The organism is Streptococcus cristatus (assembly GCF_003943815.1).
Classification (GTDB): Bacteria; Bacillota; Bacilli; order Lactobacillales; family Streptococcaceae; genus Streptococcus; species Streptococcus cristatus_F.
This window is the reverse complement of record NZ_RJNA01000003.1, coordinates 154,029-173,562: the sequence shown is the minus strand read 5'-3', so window position 1 is coordinate 173,562 and position 19,534 is coordinate 154,029. Positions and strand designations below refer to the sequence as shown.

Genomic DNA, 19,534 nt, shown 5'->3' with positions numbered 1-19,534 from the left:
GATTTGCTCAACTGGCTTGCCAACTTCCACAATCTGATCGATTGGATCTTTAGAAACGAAGCTATCGCGAGTCACACGACCAGTTTCTTGGCCATTTTCGATTGTTACTTCCACAAGCGTAGTCTTTTCGCCGTTCTTGCCTTCTTGGACAACTTTTCGTGTGCCCTTAGGCAATTGTGGATTTTCGCGCTCAACGGTGTTGAACGGTAGAGCTTCAGTTACCACATCCAAGCGTGGCTGTTCGACAACAAGATTCTTAACGCCTTCGTCTGGAGTCGTCTTGTGGACTGGCGGTGTAGCTGGTGTATCTTCTAAACTATTGAGATAAGTTGTAAATTCTGCCAAGCGAGTCGGAGTTAACAAGTGGTTATTTGTCACGTAAGCAGCCACCTGCAAGAACTCTTCTACTGCTTCACGATTAGCCTGACTTGTCAACATCTTAGCACGCGCAAGAGCCTTATCATAAGCACTTGTGTCCAGAGCAGCCTCGCTTGTTGTTGGTAGATTAAAGACTAGTTCCGCCGCTGATTGGTATTCATTTTCGCTATCGCCATAAGTCTGAGTACCTGTCAAGACAATCTTCTTAGCCTTGATAACCCGACCAAAGTCAATAGTTTTAGTTGCTGCATTATTTGGCCAATTATTGGCTGAGAAACGGTGTTCTTGACCTGATTCATCCGTTACCACCAGAGTTACATTTTTGAGATTACCATTTGATCCTGAAGAACGTGGTACATAAGTCAAACCTGTCAAATCTGTTGGTTCTCTCAAGACCATAGTAGCCGGTTTATTAGCACCACCACCAGACCACGGTGTATGCCACAGGCTAGAGCGGTTACCATCAAAGGCTTTAGCTAACTCTTCTCCTGGCTGTGCAGGTGCTTCCAGAGATTCAAAGTCTGCTGCTTTGAGGGAAGTCTTCTTCTCTACCAAGGCAGCCTTGAGGTGATCCACTGCAGCGATTGCCTGTCTAGCAGCATCAACTGAGATGTCATCATCCTGCTGAATCAGATTATAAACCGCATCTTTCAACGCATTCATAGACTCAGTAGTGTAATTCGTTCTGGCAACTAGTGGCAGATAGTTATTCACTGCTTCGTCAATCAGCATCTTACCTGTCAGCTCGACTTCTTCAATTTGTAGACGATCCATTACAAAGTCATTGTAGCCACGGAAGTTTGCATCTCCGCCTGCATCGCCATTTGTATTGCCACCTCTAGCAGTAGAATAGATACCAATCCAAGTATTGCCATCTGGCGCTCCAGTAACGAGGAAGGTCGCTCTTTTGGCTTTTTGAGAGCCTTTCCAAGTGTTTGGTAGCTCATGCACTTGTGCATTGCCCAAATCACTAGTCCATTGGTTACCTGCTTGCTTCCAAGTTACTTCACCATTGCCGCTGACAAAGGCGTAAGTGCCATCAGAGCCCGCTTCGTAGTCAAAGGTTACTCGATAAGTCTTACCTGCTTCAAAGCGGAAGTTTTGCGGAATAGTTTGGTAAACCATGCGTTGACGGCTAACTAAACCATTGGTCTTGAGTGACCAGTCGCCCTCGATAACATCATCAATCTTCTTACCATTCCAGCCACGTTGTGTATATGGTGCGTTCTTTTCTGATAAGTGAGTCCGATTGTCCTCAACACCTTCGATACCACCGATAACAAATGGGAAGATCCCTTGACCGACATTTTCAAAGTTCTGTTTGAAGACACCTTTTTGGTTATCATGACCGCCGGCATACATTGTAGAATTATTCTCAAAGACTCGAATTTCATCAAAGTAAGTCGCTTTTTCACCTGCTTCACGGCTCAGGGTCAGAGTCACATTGGACACATCATCACCTGTCGTGAAGTAAACATACATATTTTGGAAATAGCTGGTGTTGTCCACTGTCGCATTGCTACGATTTGTATTGTGAGCATATGCCTTAACATAGTTTTGAGCAATAGATTTATTAGTATAGTTGGTGATTGTCTTACCACCTGATTGGACTGTGATACTTGCCTTAGCATCACTTCTATTATCCACTCCGACATAAGCAGCATACTTAGTATTTGGCTTGAGACCCGTTAATTTCTGAGTCAGAGTCACAGTACTTGTATTGTTTTGAATACGGAGCATATCATTGGCACCCTGTGACTTGACAATCTCAGCCTTAGACTTGTCGCCTGTAATTGTCCAATGATCCAGCTTGCCACTGTTGAAGCCTTGATCATAGATATGCATTCCTTCGCTCCAAGACATTTCCTTGTTGACCTGTCTTGTACGATAGAGAACGTATGGCTGATTTGCCAAAAGATCCAACGTCAGCTGATTATTCGTCACTGTCAGCTCTTGCTCTTCAACCTTACCTTGGTCGGTCAGCTTATAGAGGTAAACCTTATCATTCCAATCACTCGGCAGGGTCCAAGTTGTCTGGCCTACTTTTGTATTGTAATAATACATCTTTTCTTGAGCTTTTTCCAGCTTATTACCGTTGGCATCCCAATTCCATGGTACTAGATAAGCTGATCCGTCTTGAATCACGCGACCATTAAGCGTAACTGTTCTTTCACGGTAGCCTGGATTTGCCACATCGTTTGATTTACGGCGAATAGTAACTTGATTGTTGTCCCTGTCTGTCAGACCGATTTCCATTTCTGGTGTCCACTTGTAGCTACCGCCATTATCATTCATGGTAACCGGATTACCATTCTTCCATGTTGTGACAGTGAAGTGTTGGAAATACTTGGTCATGACATCATGAGCAAAGAGGTTGGTCACGTAGCCATTGTAGTCACTCCGTCCTTGCCAGCCCTCAAAATCCTTCATGCTGTAACCACCAAGCAGCGGATAGTTGGCTGCGCCGCCATAGGACGGATAGTCACCAATCCAAGAATCTTTTTGGTGGTTGCGGATAAAGCGGATAATGCTACTGTTAATCCCCTTGTTGGTATAGCCACCATAGGTCAAGTCAGCTGCCCAGTGCTGGAAGGTAGAGTCGTACTCACCTCCATGGCCCCACTCAATCGCAAAGCGCCAGCCCTGTTGGTTGATTTCTTTTGCCAAGACATGAGTTGCCCAAGCACCATTATCACCTGACTGACCATTACCCCAGACATCAACATAGATAAAGTCTAATCCTTCGCCAAGTTTTTCTTTCAAATCTTGCCAGCGTTTGAATCGACCATGAGCGAGGTCATAGGCAGCATCAATATTGATACCTTGGTCCAGCCAGTTCCAGCCATAGCTATAGCTACCGTCAGGATTCTTGCGTAGGATTTCCTCTTTGAAATATTTGGATTCTGGATAGGTTTCTGATGCGTTGACGTGGATACCGATGTGAGCACCATATTCCTTAGCCTTGGCGATCAGAGTTTTGAAATCTTCAACTCCACCGATTCGTTTACCAATATCTGCATAGTTCAAGTGACCTGAGTCATGCCCTTCATTTCCATATCCCTTCAAGAGGATACCTTGGCCAAGTCCATCGGTATGAAGATTGATTTTCTTAATACCATCCAGAGTCATCAGGAATGGATTTTGTGCTTGAGAGCCAAAGTTCATGGCAATCCGATAAGCGGTAATGTCTTTGACCTTTTCCCAGCCCTGTGGGTTATTCATGATTTGACGATAAGCTACAGCAGCATCCTGCCAGTCTACTTGGTTATCCCTATTGGCGTCTTCGGTCACGACCACCTTAGCACTTGGCAATTCCAAAGTATAATCTGGGTAAACAATTCCTTTATGTTCCTTTTGCCATTGCCATGGTGAGCTCTTGATTGCGACATAGTTAGCGTTACCCACTGTTTGCTTGTAAGCAGTCAAGCGTGTAAAATCGTTTGATCCACCGCCAAAGCTGTTTTGAGAGTTACTCCATACACCAGCCGCCAGCTTGTCTGTTGAGACAAATCCGTACATGTAGCCCTTGCGCAAATCCGACATCGGATTGGTCACATTGATATGGTCATCTCCGCTGACATGGGTATTGTTGGACATGGTCGCTCCATCAAACTTAGCACCTGCCTGCTCGCTAGATACAGATACTAAAGCATTATCTGTAAAGTTGATAGAAGAAATTAATTTTCTAACATCATCGACTGGCTTACCAGCCTCGACTTGATTGTGGTTGACGATTCTTGTCACATCAAAGTGCAACTGGTTGTCCACTACTTTCAAGCGAACGGTCATTTCTGCATCAATCAAATGCTCTGGATCTTTCAAGACCAAATCATACTCGGCTGTCTGCTCATCAACCTTACGGTAAGTCACTTTCGGCTTGATAGCATGTGAGTTAATAGTGACTTGATCCAGCTGTTTGACTTGACCTGTCAGTGTGTGCTTGTTGACTGTGTAGCTCTTGACACGCGGGAAGGCCTTATCAATCAGAACTTCCATCGTTGCTGAGTGAATCTTATCATAAGTGACTTTAGAGTCATCTACAGCAGGACCTGTTTCCTTTTCTCCTGTCGGCTGAGTTGGGGTCATGCCTTCTTGGTTATCTGTCTTTATAAAAACAGAAGTCAGTTCAGTGCCCTGATAAGTACCGGCCTTGACCAAAATCTTGCGCTCATTCTTGAGATTTTCCTTGACTGCAGCTGGCAAAGTCACTGTATTAAAGAGTTGCTCGCCATTATTGGTCGCATTGAGCTGACCATCTGCTTTCAGAGTTACCACCAAGTTATTGGTTGAACCTTTTTTCGGTGCTGGTACACGAGTTTGACGATACCAAGCACTATTGCCACTGCCTGGTGTTTTATATTCCCAGAACCAGCCTTCTTTGTCATAACCGACAAAGACATTGTTTGATGTATCTTTAAATTTCATAAAGACGCCAAAGCGACCATGGTTTGTTTCAGAATTTTCTACAAAAGTTAAGTTGACGCTAGCATTTCCTTCTTGATCTACCTGCAAGCCTTCTTTCTGGAAGAGAGCTGGGTTTTGGTTGTTATCATGAGTAGATTTTGAGGAGAGCTGGTTATAGCGTACACCGTTCTTCTCAACCGTAGTGACTGTTCCATGCTGCTCTGTTGTTCCGACAGGAGTCCACTCAGCTGTCTTCTTAGCTGCAAATCTTGCAACTAAATCAGGATCTGGAACTGTTGGTGTCGGTGCAATATAAGGTGTAACTGCTTCTGGAGCCGAACCTGCGGCTGGAAGTCTCGTTCCGATTACAGAAACAGCCAAATTATGGATACTTTCGATGCTGCCTGATTTCAGCTTAGTAATCTTCTGACCAGCCGAATCATCATCTGCGTAAAACAGGAGTGTCTTACTGTCTGCCTGAGTAACAAAGGTAGCTTCCTTGCCGTTTTCTAGCTCAAATACTGGCGCTTCATTGACAATTACTTCGTGATCAAAACGCAGGGCAACGAGTCCTTCTTCTGTGTGTTTCGCGCTGACTACCTTAGCCTCTGTAGGATAAACACTGTTTTTCAGTAAGAAATCCCAGTTAAACTTCTTGAAGGAGAGAGTATAGTCATTTTTATTACCTTCCGCTCCTTCATAGAGCAAGCCAAACTCTTGATCATTGATTTGTTGCAGAGAGTTGTAGGCAAATTTTCCTTTATTGATTTCCCGATGAGCAATCCAAGTCAGATTGCCAGCCTGATCTACTCTGGCAACTCGAACATGACCATTATTTCTGCCAGGCCCGCTTGCATTCGCCAAAATCACATATTCTTGTCCATCTTTGACTGTGCTAATCGCTGACATTTGTACATAGACATCAGGCACATCTTTGTAGCGTTTCACTTCAGGAAGCCAAGTAGCACCTCCATCTTCACTGGTTGCAACTTGCAGGTCTCGCGTCAATCCACGCATGAACATTTTCAGCTGACCATTTGCTAACTGCACGATGGTTGCTTCAGTGTTTTGAGCCGAAGGATGATTCATGGTGCTGGATTGAATCTCTGTATTATTCACTCTGCGACCATCATTAACTGCTGCTCCAGAATGCCAAGTTTGTCCATTATCATCTGAATAGATAACCCGAGAAGACTGAGAACCATGTAAATGGGAAGATTCGTTAGTCGAATAAGTCGGAATAACTAAACGTCCCTTGTGCAGGCCTGTATGAAGACGAATGCCTGTACCAGGGCCGACCCCGTAGAACTTCATCCAGTTTTCCTTGACCATAGGAGTGATATCACGCGGAGCAGACCAAGTCAGTCCATCATCCTTACTCACTGATGTCCATAGATAGCTAGTCCGAGCGACACGGAAAGGCGAATCTTTCTTAGTCGTGAAATAAATATTATCAATCAGGCGATCTCCGTCATAAAGGTCACCTTTATCTCGATAGTCTTTTTCCTGTGGATTGACCACTACACGATAGGTTGTCGCTACACCGTTTGCATCATAGACTGTTCCATTTTCACGAATTGTATATTTTTGACCATTTTCGTGATAAAGAATCTGATAAATCTTACCATCAACCGTTGTATAGGCTTCTTCGTTTTTAGCAGGCAGGTCAAAAACAGCCCGCCCTTCTGTAAACATATCATAGATGGCATGAATGGTTCCGTCTTTATCCTGAACCATAGCCACATCAATCGTTACAGGAGAGCCCTGATTCGGATCCGTTGCTTTGGGATTGTTGCGCAAATTGACAATCGTCTTTTCTGGCCCCCAAGTCTGGCCGCCATCTGTACTACGGCGAATAACTGTGCCGATATCCCCCCAGTCTGACGCATGCAAGCGGCGCTGATCCGCAGCTGCAATCAAGGTGCCTTTCTGAGTCTTTAACAAAGCTGGGATTCGATAGCTTTTAATTCCTTGACTATTAGCCTGACCGCCAGCTCCACTCTCAAATACATCTGCCTTTTCACTCAGGGAGGCACCAGGAGCTAGCTGTCCTTCAAGTTCTTTCCTCTTGAAAATCTGGCTACGCTGAGCTACTTCCTCTGGCGACAGAGCGCGGTCATAAATAGTTAGATTTCGAACGGCAAACGTTCCTGGCCAATGGTTTTGCTTACCACGCACTGTAGCACCCAGCTGCATGTTGGTCAAATCCGGCATGTCACTCAGGAATTTCCCTGACTGATAGCTGGTTCTTGATAGAACCCCATTGACATAGAGGCGCACGCGACCCTCTGGCGAATCTGGTTTTAGTCTTTCTACTGTATAGGTGATGGAGTTCCACTGACCAGCATTGACTTTCAGAGGGGCATTGTTATAATTTTCATAGAATTGCTGCCCATTACGATCACGACCTTCGACAACTGCTGTTCCATTGTTAACCGCAAGAGTAAAGTATTCGTTGACATGCGAGGAGCTAGAAGCAGAGAATACACTATAAAACTTTGGTGAGTTTGTATCTGGCTTAAACTCCAAATGAACCGTTGCATTCTTTAATTTTTTTACTTTATCTAGCTCGCTGGATAGATCCTCTTTGGCGTGATCTGTTTTGTTAATCGTAATATCTTCTTTTTCCAAGACAGGCTTGACATTCTTTAAAGAACGGGAATAATAGTCTCTTTCAACCGTTTCTTCTGTCTCAGCAGTTGCATCAGAAGGTTTTTCTAAAGTGGTACCTGTATCTGTTGATGGAGATACGGGTGTAGCTACATTTTCTGTAGATACTGGTGCAGTAGCAGTTGCTGCTGCAGGCTTATCCTCGTTTTCTACTTTCCCATTTACCTCAGAAGATGTTGTCTCTCCCGTAACTTCAGTAGCAGGAGGTGCCACACTTGGTTGAGATACCGCAACTACTCCTGCTGGGCTAGTTGTTGTATCTGCTAGACTGTCAGCCGATACTTGATTGACCCCAAACAAGATTGCTCCGATTATAACAGAGCAAACACCTAAAGTTAGCTTGCGAATCCCAAACTTACATCTTTTATCAAATAAATCTCTATCCATTTGACAACCACCAATAGTAAGCGTTTACAATAAACCTTAAAATTTTTAGGCTGTTATAAACCCCTTCTATCCCTTTCTTATTTTATGTTAATATACTCTTTTTTAATATATCAAATATTTTAAGAAGTGTCAAATTATTTTACAGTAGAAATGTAGATTATTCTTAGAAGAAAGATAGAAAAATCCATTTGAAATCTACAATCAATACTAGCTGCTGACTTCAAATGAATCATATTATTTAAACCACATTTATCTAAGGCTCACTTTGCCAGTGCGATAATCAAGGACAATTCCTGACTGGACATTGGGAACAAAGACATTGAATTCCAAACTTCCATCGCTGGACTTGGCTTCTAAATGCGAGCCAGATGGCACCAGATCATTTTCTGAAGCATAGATCAAAGTGACACGATAACGGACTCGCTTATTCTGATCCAAAGCACGACGAACTTGAGTTTCATAGTAATTCTGTCCCGTCGAGTTGTCTTTATTGGCCTGATTGGCCCAGGCTGTTTGGACTGCGATATTGGCTGGATTGCTAGTGGAAGCATCAAAGCCCTTTAAGCCACCGATGAGAGAGTAAGCCAAGAGATGCCCGCGATCTACTGCATGGTTGTATTCACCTGATAGATGTTTGACTTGGTGCCAACCGGCAGGAACCCAAGAAGTAGAACCATTTCCCGTTTCTTCTCGTGATTTATACTGGCGGGTCGATTTGGCAAGCAAGGCATTGGCAACTGTTGGAACCATCTGCCCCTGAACCATCTTCGTTTTATTATCCGCATAAGGGACACTCGAAACTTTGGCGTCTAAGTTTGTTTGATTTTCATTGATGATGAAGGCTCCAGCCCCATTCCACTCGATTTTTCCACCAAGTTGTGAACGCACTGAGTCCGTGAGAACACTCTCAGCCAGCGCTTGATCTGGTGTGCTGGTATCCTTATTTTGACTGACAACTGCAGGTGTATTTACCGCTGGTGATTGATTGCCATTTCCAAAAAAATAAGCTCCCAGCGATAAAGTCAGAGCAACCAGAAGCCCAGCTACAGTCTGAGTAGATTTAGTGCTCTTTTTTTGTAATTTCTTTCTTTTTGGCATATTTTCCTATCCATTTAAAAGGACTGTGCAAAGATTCTGCACAGTCGGTAAATTAACGAACACTCTCGGCAGATCACTGACCAGTAAACTTAGAAATAAGATCTTTCCAAGTATCTGGTGATAAGATAGACCAAGGATTATCTGCATTTCCAATCACACCATATCCGATGACCAGACCAAGACAAAAAATGATAAAAGCGACTACCAGCACCAAGGCAATGATGCCTAGTTGTCTAGCCAAATATTTCCAATTTTCACTCATCATCTTCTTCCTTTACGCGTTTGATGTTAGCACCAAGAGCTGCCAGCTTTTCGTGAAATTTATAATAGCCACGGTCCAAATGAACTAACTTGCTGACTTTTGTCTCCCCTTCGGCAATCAAGCCCATCAAAATCAAGGTCGCACTAGCTCGGAGATCTGTCGACATCACTTCTGCTCCTTGCAGGCTACTACCACCCCAAATCCGTGCGGTATCTCGCATAATGTCGGAGTGAAGTCCCATCCGTCGCATCTCTTCTAAGTGCTGGAAGCGATTTTCGAAGACCGTCTCAACCATGACAGACTCTCCTTGGGCTATCGCCATCAAGGCAGTAAACTGAGCCTGCATATCGGTTGGGAAACCTGGATAGGGCAAGGTCTTGACAGAAACAGCTTTTAACTTTGAAACATCCGAGCGAACACGGATCCCTTCGTCTTCTTCGGTCACTTCCACACCCATTTCTTGCATTTTTGATAAAAGCGGACGGTTGTGCTCCCAAATCGCATCTTCAATCAGCAAGTCACCGCCTGTCATGGCAGCAGCAACCATAAAGGTTCCAGCTTCGATACGGTCTTGCACGACATTGTGCTCAGCTCCATGAAGTTTTTCAACACCGATGATTGTTATATTCTCCGTTCCTGCCCCTCTGACTTTAGCGCCCATTTTATTTAATAGTAAGGCCAAGTCGACAATTTCAGGTTCTCGAGCAGCATTTTCAATAACAGTGGTACCTTGAGCTAAAGTTGCCGCCATCATAATATTCTGTGTCGCACCAACACTTGGGAAGTCCATGTAAATATGCGCCCCCATCAAGCGGTCTGCCTTAGCTTCGATATATCCTGCGGTCTGCGTAATCTGAGCACCCATTGCCTCCAAGCCCTTCAAATGAAGATCGATAGGTCGGCTACCAATCGTACAGCCGCCCGGCATGGACACTTTAGCATGCCCATTTCGAGCAAGAATGGGTCCCAATACAACAATCGAAGCCCGCATCTTGCTGACATACTTATAAGGAGCCTCTTCGGTCAATGGTTTAGTCGCATCTACAACTACAGTATTTTCATCTTGATCAAAGTCTACCTGCGTATTCAAGCCACGAACAACATTGTTCATGGTAAAAACATCCGAAAGGACTGGCACATTTTTAAGAGTTGTTTTTCCCTCACTGGCTAAAACAGTTGCTGCTAACAGTGGCAACACCGCATTTTTAGCTCCTTCAATCTTAACTCTGCCAACCAGACGGTTATTTCCACCCTGAATAATAATTTTTTCCATACTAACTAGTTACTCCAAATCTTAAAAATTCATCCTTACTATCATACCATAAAATCAAGATTCTGACCTTATAAAGTTCCATTAAAGATTGCCCGACTCATATCATAAATACCGACAAAAAATAGGCTAGCCATGTAGCCCAAGGCAATACTCAGCAACAAAATCAAAAAACGAATTTTGATGGCATTATCGGCATTTACTTTTAGAAATCTTTCCCAACAGACCACTGTAGACAAAAGATGAAAAGACACAAAAATAAAGAGCAGGTGACTGCATAATCGAAACATTAATTCTATCATAGATTTTATTATATCATAAGAAGAGCTATTTCTAGCGGAAAGGAGTATGAGACAGCAAAAAAGAATGGAAATTCCATTCTTTTTTATTACATTCTTGTTCCAACGTTAATACGGTTGATGGCACGCTGGAGGGCAATTTTAGCGCGTCGCTCTTGGTCAATCAAATGCTTGTCTTGGGCTTCTTCGATCTCTTTCTCAGCACGCAGCTTAGCTCGCTCGGCACGGCTGATATCAATATCACGCTCACGCTCAGCTGAGTCCGCGATAATGGTAATCACATTATCAGCGATTTCTATGATACCACCGTTGACCGCAATCCAGTCAATATGCTTGTCATCATCGATTCTGCGTACCTTGACTTGATCCACTTCCAAAACAGCAATTGTATTGATATGGCGAGGCAAAATCCCCATTTCTCCGTCAATCGTTTTTACGGAAACAAATGCAGCACGGTGGTCATAAATCAGACCATCCGGTGTAACGATTTGTACTGTCATTTGAGCCATCATTCACCTCTTAGAATCCCATTTTTTCAGCTTTAGCGATGACATCCTCAATAGAACCGACACCACGGAAGGCATCCTCTGGTAACTTATCATACTTGCCTTCGAGGATTTCTTTAAAGCCACGAACCGTCTCAGCTACAGGCACATAAGATCCTGGCTGACCAGTAAATTGCTCCGCAACGTTGAAGTTTTGAGACAGGAAGAATTGAATCCGACGCGCACGCGCAACCAAAGTCTTTTCTTCATCTGACAACTCATCCATACCTAGGATGGCAATGATATCCTGCAATTCATGATAACGTTGCAATACGCGTTTCACTTCGGCAGCTACTGCATAGTGCTCTTCACCAACAATCTCAGGAGAAAGAGCTCGAGAGCTTGAAGCAAGTGGATCCACGGCTGGATAAATCCCCAATTGAACCAATTTACGTTCCAAGTTGGTTGTAGAGTCCAAGTGGGCGAAAGCCGTTGCTGGAGCTGGGTCAGTATAGTCATCGGCTGGCACGTAGATGGCCTGGATAGAGGTTACAGAACCCTTCTTAGTCGATGTAATACGCTCTTGCAATTGCCCCATTTCTGTCGCAAGTGTTGGTTGGTAACCAACGGCTGATGGCATCCGACCCAAAAGGGCAGAAACTTCAGAACCTGCCTGTGTGAAACGGAAGATGTTGTCAATGAAGAGCAAGACATCTTGACCTTCCACATCACGGAAGTATTCTGCAATCGTCAAACCAGTTAAAGCAACCCGCATACGCGCTCCTGGTGGCTCATTCATCTGACCGAAGACCATGGCTGTTTTCTCGATAACGCCAGACTCCTTCATTTCCCAATAAAGATCATTCCCTTCACGGGTACGTTCCCCAACACCGGTAAACACGGAAATACCACCATGCTCTTGGGCAATGTTGTGGATCAATTCCTGAATCAGGACGGTCTTACCAACTCCGGCACCACCGAAGAGTCCCACTTTACCACCTTTAAGATAAGGGGCTAAAAGGTCGATAACCTTGATACCTGTCTCTAAGATTTCTGATGAAGTAGATAACTCATCAAAGGTTGGAGCTTTCTTATGGATTGGCTGGCGCTCTGCATCATCCGCAAAAGGAGCATCCAAGTCAATGGTATCTCCCAAAACGTTAAAGACGCGACCAAGTGTTTCTTTGCCGACTGGTACAGAAATTGGACGGCCAGTATCTAGCACTTCCATGCCACGAGTCAACCCATCCGTTGATTCCATAGCGATGGTCCGAACCACTCCATCACCAAGCTCAAGAGCTACTTCAAGGACGATTTTTGATTTTTTTTCGTCATTTTTATAGACTACAAGTGCATTATTGATCTCAGGTAGCTTGTCACCAGCTGCAAACGCTACGTCTACAACTGGTCCGATAACCTGAGTAATTTTGCCTGAGCTCATTCTTTTCTCCTCTTTATACTATTTATTTTCTGTGACACTATTCCAGTGCACTTGCACCCGCCACAATTTCAGTAATTTCCTGCGTGATAGCTGCTTGTCTAGCACGGTTATACTGAATGGTCAAATCATTGATAACTTTTTTTGCGTTATCCGTTGCTGTCTGCATGGCTGTCATACCAGCAGCATTTTCAGCAGTTTTTGCGTCAATAATAGCCCCGTAAATCATACTTTCAGCAAACTGAGGCAAAAGCTGATCCAAAATCGCATTTCGACTGGATTCTAGTTCTAGATTAAGGATATAGTTCTCATCCGCTTCACTAGGATCCAAGTCAACGATTGGCAACATCTGCTCTACCCGCATCTGACTGGTCAGACTGTTGACATGGTGGTTATAACACACATAAAGTTCATCAAAAAGCTCATTCTGATACATTTCAATGGTCTTGGAAATGATTTTCCGAACTTCATCAAAACTCGGATGATTGGCTAAGCCGCGCAATTCATAGATTGGCTGAATGCCCCGTGCTCGGAAGAAATCAGCTCCCATTCCACCGATCGAAATAATGACATAGTCATCCTTTTCGTGGTATTCAGAAATCAATTCCATCATTGATTTGAGGATGGTTGCGTTGTAGCCACCGACCAAACCACGATCAGATGTAATGACGATATAAGCCGTTTTCTGAACCGGTCTGCTCTTGAGCAGTGGATGATGGCTAACATTTTCTGCCTCATGACCATGTAAAAGGTCTGTCAAGAGTTTCCGAACCTTAGAAGCATAGACTTGAAAGTTCTTTGCTGCTTCTTCGGATTTTCCCAACTTAGATGCAGAAACCATCTGCATCGCGTTTGTGATTTGACTGGTGTTTTTTGTGGATGCAATTTTATTTTTGATATCATTTAATGAAACTGCCATCTGACACCTCTATTCTTATTTGAAGTTAGACTGATTAATAAATTCAGTAATAGCGGCGTCCAGCACTTCTTCGCTCGGCAAATCTTTTGTCTGGCGAATGGTTTCATAAATGTCTTCATGATGAGCGTCAAAGTAAGCAAAAATCTCTGCTTCAAATCGAAGAATCTCATCTACTGGTACTGCATCAAGGAAGCCGTGAGTCAACGCATAGAGGATCACAACTTGCTTTTCAACTGGCAGTGGCTCATGAACTGGCTGTTTCAATACTTCTACTGTACGGCGTCCACGGTTCAACTTAGCCTGAGTTGCTGCATCGAGGTCACTACCAAATTTGGTAAAGGCTTCCAGCTCACGATATGAAGCAAGGTCAATACGCAGAGTTCCTGCAACCTTCTTCATAGCCTTGATTTGTGCAGATCCACCTACCCGAGATACAGAAGAACCGGCATCAATGGCTGGGCGAATACCTGCATTAAAGAGGCTATCGCTGAGGAAAATCTGACCATCCGTAATTGAAATTACGTTGGTTGCAATATAAGCTGAGATATCTCCTGCCTGCGTTTCGATGAATGGCAATGCAGTGATTGATCCACCACCAAGCTCATCAGAAACTTTAGCTGAACGTTCAAGCAGACGGCTGTGAAGGTAGAAGACATCCCCTGGGAAGGCTTCACGACCTGGCGGACGGCGAAGCAAGAGAGAAAGTTCACGATAAGCTACCGCTTGTTTTGACAAGTCATCATAAACGATGAGGACGTGCTTGCCATTGTACATAAATTCTTCAGCCATTGCTACACCGGCATAAGGAGCCAAGAAAAGCAATGGAGAAGGCTGAGAGGCTGACGCTGTTACCACGATAGTATAATCCAAGGCTCCATACTGACGGAGAGTTTCCACTTGTGTACGGACAGTAGATTCCTTTTGACCAATGGCAACATAGATACAGATCATATCCTGCCCTTTTTGGTTGAGGATCGCATCGATGGCAATACTAGTTTTACCAGTCTGACGGTCACCGATAATCAATTCCCGCTGACCACGACCAATTGGTACAAGGGCATCAATAGCTTTCAAACCTGTTTGCAATGGTTCTGATACAGACTTCCGTTGCATAACTCCTGGAGCTGGTGCTTCTACAGGGCGTGTTTTAGTTGTAGCAAGCTCACCTAAGCCGTCAACAGGACGACCAAGTGGATCTACGACACGACCAATCAAAGCATCTCCGACAGGAACTTCCATGATTTTACCCGTGCGGCGAATCGTATCGCCCTCACGAATATCTGTAAAATCACCCAAGATAATGATTCCGACATCGGTTGACTCCAAATTTTGAGCCATACCATAAGAACCATTTTCAAAAATCAAGAGCTCGCCACTCATGGCATTATCAAGACCGTGGGCACGAGCGATTCCATCACCAATGTAAGTGACGACCCCAGTTTCTGTGACGTCAAAATTTGGCTGGAAATTTTCAATTTGTTGCTTAATTAAAGCGCTGATTTCTTGTGCGTTAATCGCCAAAATTCACACCACTTTCTATTTCAAATTTTCTTTTACGAGTTGTAATTGACGTTTTATACTTGCATCAATTGTCTTATTATTGGCTGAAATGACGAAGCCACCAATCAGGCTGGCATCCAATTCCTGCTTGAGCGAGCGAACCTTGAGGCCCATTTTTTGCTCAATCATTGGTTTCAATCTTTCTTTTTGACTGTCTGTCAATGCTTGAACAGATTTAACCGTCACTTCAAATTCATTGCTTTGTTTCTCAATCTGATGCTGAATTTCTACCAACATATCGTAGAACAAATCTGCTCGATGATTGAGAATAACGACTTCGATAAAGTTATCAATCAGCTGTGAATCTGAGTTTTGAAAAAGTCGAAGAGCCTTCTCCTTTTCTCCCTCATCAACGCCAATATGTGATAAAAAGTCAGCAAGATTTGTTTCCTCAAACACGGCCCTAATTTGGCTTAGTTTTTCAAAAACATCTTGTTGCTGACCTTTTTCAAATACTAATTGAACAAAAGGCAAGGTATATTTTTCAATTACCGCATAGTGCTTTTTGTCCATTAAGCATCTCCTAATTTATCAATATAACGATCAATGAGCTCACTGTGTGCTTTTGTATCAAGCTGCTGGCTCAAGATCTTACTTGCAAGACTTACTGTTAGGTCAGCCACATCGTCTTTAATGCTATTCAAGGCTTCTGCCTTGCTTTGAGCAATTTCCTGATTGGCTTTTGCTTTCAAACGTCCAGCTTCTTCAGCTGCATCCGCTAAAATTCCAGCCTTATTTTTTTCAGCTGTTTCCTTAGCATGTTCAATAATCGTCGTTGCTTCCTGACGACTTCCTGCTAATTCATTCTCACGTTTTTGCGCAAGTTCCTCAGCCTTTTTACGGGCTGACTCAGCCCCGTCAATATCATCCGTAATCTTTTTAGAACGTTCTTCTAAGATACTGGTAATATTGCCCCAGGCAAACTTCTTTACTAAAAAAATTAATAAAAGGAAGGAACCAGCGATGAGAATAAAGTCACCAATAATGGCACCGATAGTTACGTGCATTCCTTTTCTTCCTTTCTACTTACTATTCTTCACCGTTTATTTTCTTACCGATATACATCGAAGACAGCATGGTAAAGACATAGGCCTGGATACATGAAATAAATATCGAGAAGGCTGTCCATAACATACTACCTAGGAAAGCAGCTGGATACCAATAAAATGCTTGTTGTGACAAGGTAAGCAACAAGCCAGCCAAAACTTCCCCTGCAAAGATATTTCCGAAAATCCGCAGAGCTAAGGAGGCAAAATTGGTGAATTCTTCCAAGATATTCATTGGAGTCATAAATCCAGGTGTTGCAAAAGCTTTTAAGTAATCTTTAAAACCACGACGACGGATTCCTTCCACATGACTAATCAATGTAATAATAAAGGACAAGGCTAGGTCATAGCCCAAATTTGCCGTCGGTGAGGTCCAGAGATTGTAGCCATTGGTGGTTTGAATTTTAGCCATCAAACCGATATTATTGGCAACTGCAATAAAAAGAAACAAGGCAAACATAAACAAAGAATAATCTTTGATGTAGTGTTCCCCAATATTTTCTTTAGTAAAGCCAATGACAAAATCATAGACGTACTCAAGTAAGTTTTGCTTTCCTTTTGGTCGGATGGACATTTTTCTACTGCCCCAGTAGATAAAGCCAAAGACCATCAAGACGGTCACAAGTGACATAGCAAGCAGGGTCAAATCAAAGGATATTGGGCCTAGCTGAATAGTCGGATTAAGACTCTCTTCCAAGGTTTGACACCCCCTTTTCTAAAATAGAAAAAACTATTTGATAATGAAAGACATAACCAAAGTAACGAAGAAAGTACCTTCAACAAAAGCGACACCCATGATGAGCAAGCTTCTTAATTGATCAACCATTTCTGGCTGACGTGAAGCTGCTTTAAACAGATTGCTCATAATCAAACCTTCAGATAATGAGACGCCAAAGCAGGCAATACAAAGTCCTAGAAATGTTAAATTCATGATGAATTCTCCTTTTATTTTTTTAAATGTACCNCATTAGTTTACTCCTAATAAAGGTAATAGTCAATTATTTTGTGATATTGTAAGCGTTTTTTGCACTTTTCTTTTAAATTTAAAACAAAACTTGAATAAAAGTGCTTTTCAAACATTTATCCTATAAAAATCCAAGCAAAAATGAGAGTGGGACAGAAATCAGTAATTCGTTAGAATTCGATCTCGTCGTCCCACCTCCGCACAGTTGAGTAGGGCTGTAAAAGCTGATGAAATCAGCCTAGTAGAGCCCACTCAACCACTGCGTCTTGCTCGACAATCCAAACAATTGAGAGGCTAGGACTTTTGTCCCAGCCTCATATCTGTTCCATTTGAGGTAAAAAAATCGTGAAGCGCATCCACCTATTCTCAACTGCTTCAAAGCGATAAGTGAGATGGTGCTTTTCCAAAATTTGCTGCACGATAAAGAGTCCCAGTCCTGTACCGCCATCCTTACGATTGCGACTGTAGTCCGGTCGATAAAATGGCTGGAAAATCTGCTGAATCTGTGACTCATCCAACACTCGCTCAGCTTCATTTTCTACAATTAATACCCCATCTTCTAAACGAACCAAGATTTCTCCACCGTCTACTGTATAATGGAAGGCATTATCAATCAGATTTTTAATAGCTTTAAGTAAATAGGTCTTATTTCCTCGGACTTTTGTTTCTGTAAGTTGGACATTAAATTGATAATGCTTGAGGTCCGCTAGAACCTTGTATGTACTGATATTTGCTTCAAGCAGCTCTTTGAGAGAGAAGATTTCTCGCTCTGTCTCCATGGTCATTTCTAGCTTTGAAATGGCTAGGATAGACTGAACTAAGCCTGATTGTTCTTCCAATATTTCGCGGCACTTCTGTAGGTATTTGTCCCGATCTTTAAAATCACCCACTCCATAAATCATCCCGTCAATCATTCCCATCATGCTGGTGATGGGGGTCTTGAGTTCGTGGGAGGTCATTCGGAGAAATTCTGCCTTTTCGCGCTCGCTTTCTGCGACTTTCTCATTTTCTAATCGCAGAGCTTCCATACTGGTTAAGAGGTTAGCATATAAGTGATTGATATCCTGAGCCAAATCAGCAATCTCGTCATGACCTTTCACCTGACAGGAAACGTCTGGAAGCAGACTCGTCATTTGTCGAGTGCTAGAAGAGATATCCTTAATCCGCTGACTGGAGGTCCGACTATAGAGATAGGCGGCAAGCCCACCCAGACTCAGCGACAAGAATAATACAAAGGGATAGAGATTGAGCAAGATCCGACTGGCGTCCGAAACGGGCTGCAGAGAATATTCCCCACGCAGGACTACTTCTTTGCCATCTGATGTCCGAAAACTTTCTGACAGGGTCTTACTCTCATAATTGCTATTGGCAATGGTCGGAACAATGGTCAGCTGGAGAGAGCTTTCTCCATTCGTTTCGAGTGCTGGGTAAAGAATTGTATTGTCTTTTGCCAGCAAGGTGAACCAGATCTGATTGTTTTTTTTGCTATAATTACTCAAAAGCTCACTGATTTCTTGGCTGGACTTTCCCTTGACCTGCTTGGCTACCTGAGCAAACTCACGCTGGGCTTCTCCCCCCTTGACCTGCTGGTAATAAACCGGCATGGCGAAATAGAGAGTGGATAGAACGATCGTCACAACGACAAAGATGATGAAAGTCGTCAAGAGGAAGTTCTTTTTGACAATCTTCACGTGTCTTCTCCTCCAAGCTGATAGCCCATACCTGTGATGGTTTTCAGAGGAATACCTGGAATCTTCTTACGAATATTCTTGATATGATTATCCAGCACCCGGCTGTCCAGCTCGCTGTAACCCCAGATGGTATTCATGAGCTGATCGCGGGTCACTAAGTGATCCTTTCTCTTGGCTAGAGCCTGCAAGATTTCGTACTCTTTCTTGGTCAGAGGCATCTTTTCTTCCTGCCAATAAACTGTACAATCATCGACAGAGACTGTCAGTTCACCGACAGTAATCTCTGAAGCAACCGTATTTCGTCGCAGAATATTCTCAATACGTTTGACTAAGATCAGTGGTGAGAAAGGCTTGGTCACATAGTCGCTGATGAGATGGTTAAAGCTGACTAGCTGAGTGTACTCATCATCTAGTGCTGTCAGGATCATGACCGGAATCTGAGAAGTCTTGCGAATTTCCTTGAGGACATCCAGTCCACTCATGGTTGGCAACATCATGTCTAAAATAACTAAGTCAAAAGACTCTGCTTCAAATTGAAGCAAAGCCTCGCCTCCATCAAAGACTGGTGTAACTGCATAGTTACTTTCTTTTAAAAACTCACAAATGACTTGATTGATCGTAGTATCGTCTTCCACTACTAAAATCTTGTGCATATATGCTTGA

At 43.3% G+C, this 19,534-nt stretch carries 14 protein-coding genes and 2 pseudogenes; all 16 read right to left on the bottom strand.

Annotated features, from left to right (window positions below; all coding sequences use genetic code 11):
* Positions 1-5,034, bottom strand: a pseudogene (locus tag D8872_RS11105) (SpGH101 family endo-alpha-N-acetylgalactosaminidase); the annotation flags it as partial.
* A 480-nt stretch (positions 5,035-5,514) separates the two neighbouring features.
* Positions 5,515-7,839: pseudogene (locus D8872_RS11100) on the bottom strand (sialidase domain-containing protein); the annotation flags it as partial.
* A 249-nt stretch (positions 7,840-8,088) separates the two neighbouring features.
* The gene (locus D8872_RS03135) at positions 8,089-8,937 is read right to left on the bottom strand and encodes a DNA/RNA non-specific endonuclease (RefSeq protein WP_125389907.1); all 849 of its coding nucleotides are present in this window, start codon (positions 8,935-8,937) and stop codon (positions 8,089-8,091) included.
* Positions 8,938-9,010: 73 nt separating this feature from the next.
* Positions 9,011-9,199, bottom strand: coding sequence for a DNA-directed RNA polymerase subunit beta (locus tag D8872_RS03130; protein WP_125389906.1), 189 nt, complete (start codon positions 9,197-9,199; stop codon positions 9,011-9,013).
* Positions 9,192-10,472, bottom strand: a complete 1,281-nt coding sequence (gene murA / locus D8872_RS03125; protein ID WP_045496800.1) for a UDP-N-acetylglucosamine 1-carboxyvinyltransferase — start codon at positions 10,470-10,472, stop codon at positions 9,192-9,194. Before murA ends, D8872_RS03130 begins: the two co-directional genes overlap by 8 nt.
* A gap of 68 nt (positions 10,473-10,540) precedes the next feature.
* Complete coding sequence (locus tag D8872_RS03120) at positions 10,541-10,771, bottom strand: DUF1146 family protein (RefSeq protein WP_125389905.1); 231 nt, start codon at positions 10,769-10,771, stop codon at positions 10,541-10,543.
* Between the two features lie 86 nt (positions 10,772-10,857).
* Positions 10,858-11,280: a F0F1 ATP synthase subunit epsilon gene (locus tag D8872_RS03115; protein WP_005589741.1), complete on the bottom strand. Its 423-nt coding sequence runs from the start codon at positions 11,278-11,280 to the stop codon at positions 10,858-10,860.
* A gap of 7 nt (positions 11,281-11,287) precedes the next feature.
* The gene (atpD, locus tag D8872_RS03110) at positions 11,288-12,694 is read right to left on the bottom strand and encodes a F0F1 ATP synthase subunit beta (protein ID WP_005589740.1); all 1,407 of its coding nucleotides are present in this window, start codon (positions 12,692-12,694) and stop codon (positions 11,288-11,290) included.
* A 37-nt stretch (positions 12,695-12,731) separates the two neighbouring features.
* Complete coding sequence (locus D8872_RS03105; protein WP_125372930.1) at positions 12,732-13,610, bottom strand: F0F1 ATP synthase subunit gamma; 879 nt, start codon at positions 13,608-13,610, stop codon at positions 12,732-12,734.
* A 15-nt stretch (positions 13,611-13,625) separates the two neighbouring features.
* Positions 13,626-15,131: a F0F1 ATP synthase subunit alpha gene (atpA, locus tag D8872_RS03100; protein WP_125389904.1), complete on the bottom strand. Its 1,506-nt coding sequence runs from the start codon at positions 15,129-15,131 to the stop codon at positions 13,626-13,628.
* 15 nt (positions 15,132-15,146) lie between these two features.
* Complete coding sequence (locus tag D8872_RS03095; RefSeq protein WP_125389903.1) at positions 15,147-15,683, bottom strand: F0F1 ATP synthase subunit delta; 537 nt, start codon at positions 15,681-15,683, stop codon at positions 15,147-15,149.
* Entirely contained in the window at positions 15,683-16,177 is a 495-nt protein-coding gene (gene atpF / locus D8872_RS03090) for a F0F1 ATP synthase subunit B (protein ID WP_005589735.1), read from the bottom strand. The genes D8872_RS03095 and atpF overlap by 1 nt, the downstream gene beginning before the upstream one ends.
* A gap of 22 nt (positions 16,178-16,199) precedes the next feature.
* The gene (gene atpB / locus D8872_RS03085) at positions 16,200-16,913 is read right to left on the bottom strand and encodes a F0F1 ATP synthase subunit A (protein ID WP_045496788.1); all 714 of its coding nucleotides are present in this window, start codon (positions 16,911-16,913) and stop codon (positions 16,200-16,202) included.
* Between the two features lie 33 nt (positions 16,914-16,946).
* Positions 16,947-17,147 (bottom strand): F0F1 ATP synthase subunit C, encoded by a 201-nt coding sequence (locus D8872_RS03080; protein ID WP_125389902.1) that lies wholly within the window; start codon positions 17,145-17,147, stop codon positions 16,947-16,949.
* A 347-nt stretch (positions 17,148-17,494) separates the two neighbouring features.
* Positions 17,495-18,871, bottom strand: a complete 1,377-nt coding sequence (locus D8872_RS03070; protein WP_125389901.1) for a sensor histidine kinase — start codon at positions 18,869-18,871, stop codon at positions 17,495-17,497.
* Positions 18,868-19,524: a response regulator transcription factor gene (locus D8872_RS03065; RefSeq protein WP_125372927.1), complete on the bottom strand. Its 657-nt coding sequence runs from the start codon at positions 19,522-19,524 to the stop codon at positions 18,868-18,870. The genes D8872_RS03070 and D8872_RS03065 overlap by 4 nt, the downstream gene beginning before the upstream one ends.
* Positions 19,525-19,534 lie beyond the last annotated feature (10 nt).

Bases quoted from the DNA above. Each gene is read 5' to 3' on its own strand.
- D8872_RS03135 (WP_125389907.1), bottom strand. From the start codon at position 8,937: ATGCCAAAAAGAAAGAAATTACAAAAAAAGAGCACTAAATCTACTCAG.
- D8872_RS03130 (WP_125389906.1), bottom strand. From the start codon at position 9,199: ATGAGTGAAAATTGGAAATATTTGGCTAGACAACTAGGCATCATTGCC.
- murA (WP_045496800.1), bottom strand. From the start codon at position 10,472: ATGGAAAAAATTATTATTCAGGGTGGAAATAACCGTCTGGTTGGCAGA.
- D8872_RS03120 (WP_125389905.1), bottom strand. From the start codon at position 10,771: ATGATAGAATTAATGTTTCGATTATGCAGTCACCTGCTCTTTATTTTT.
- D8872_RS03115 (WP_005589741.1), bottom strand. From the start codon at position 11,280: ATGATGGCTCAAATGACAGTACAAATCGTTACACCGGATGGTCTGATT.
- atpD (WP_005589740.1), bottom strand. From the start codon at position 12,694: ATGAGCTCAGGCAAAATTACTCAGGTTATCGGACCAGTTGTAGACGTA.
- D8872_RS03105 (WP_125372930.1), bottom strand. From the start codon at position 13,610: ATGGCAGTTTCATTAAATGATATCAAAAATAAAATTGCATCCACAAAA.
- D8872_RS03095 (WP_125389903.1), bottom strand. From the start codon at position 15,683: ATGGACAAAAAGCACTATGCGGTAATTGAAAAATATACCTTGCCTTTT.
- atpF (WP_005589735.1), bottom strand. From the start codon at position 16,177: ATGCACGTAACTATCGGTGCCATTATTGGTGACTTTATTCTCATCGCT.
- D8872_RS03080 (WP_125389902.1), bottom strand. From the start codon at position 17,147: ATGAATTTAACATTTCTAGGACTTTGTATTGCCTGCTTTGGCGTCTCA.
- D8872_RS03065 (WP_125372927.1), bottom strand. From the start codon at position 19,524: ATGCACAAGATTTTAGTAGTGGAAGACGATACTACGATCAATCAAGTC.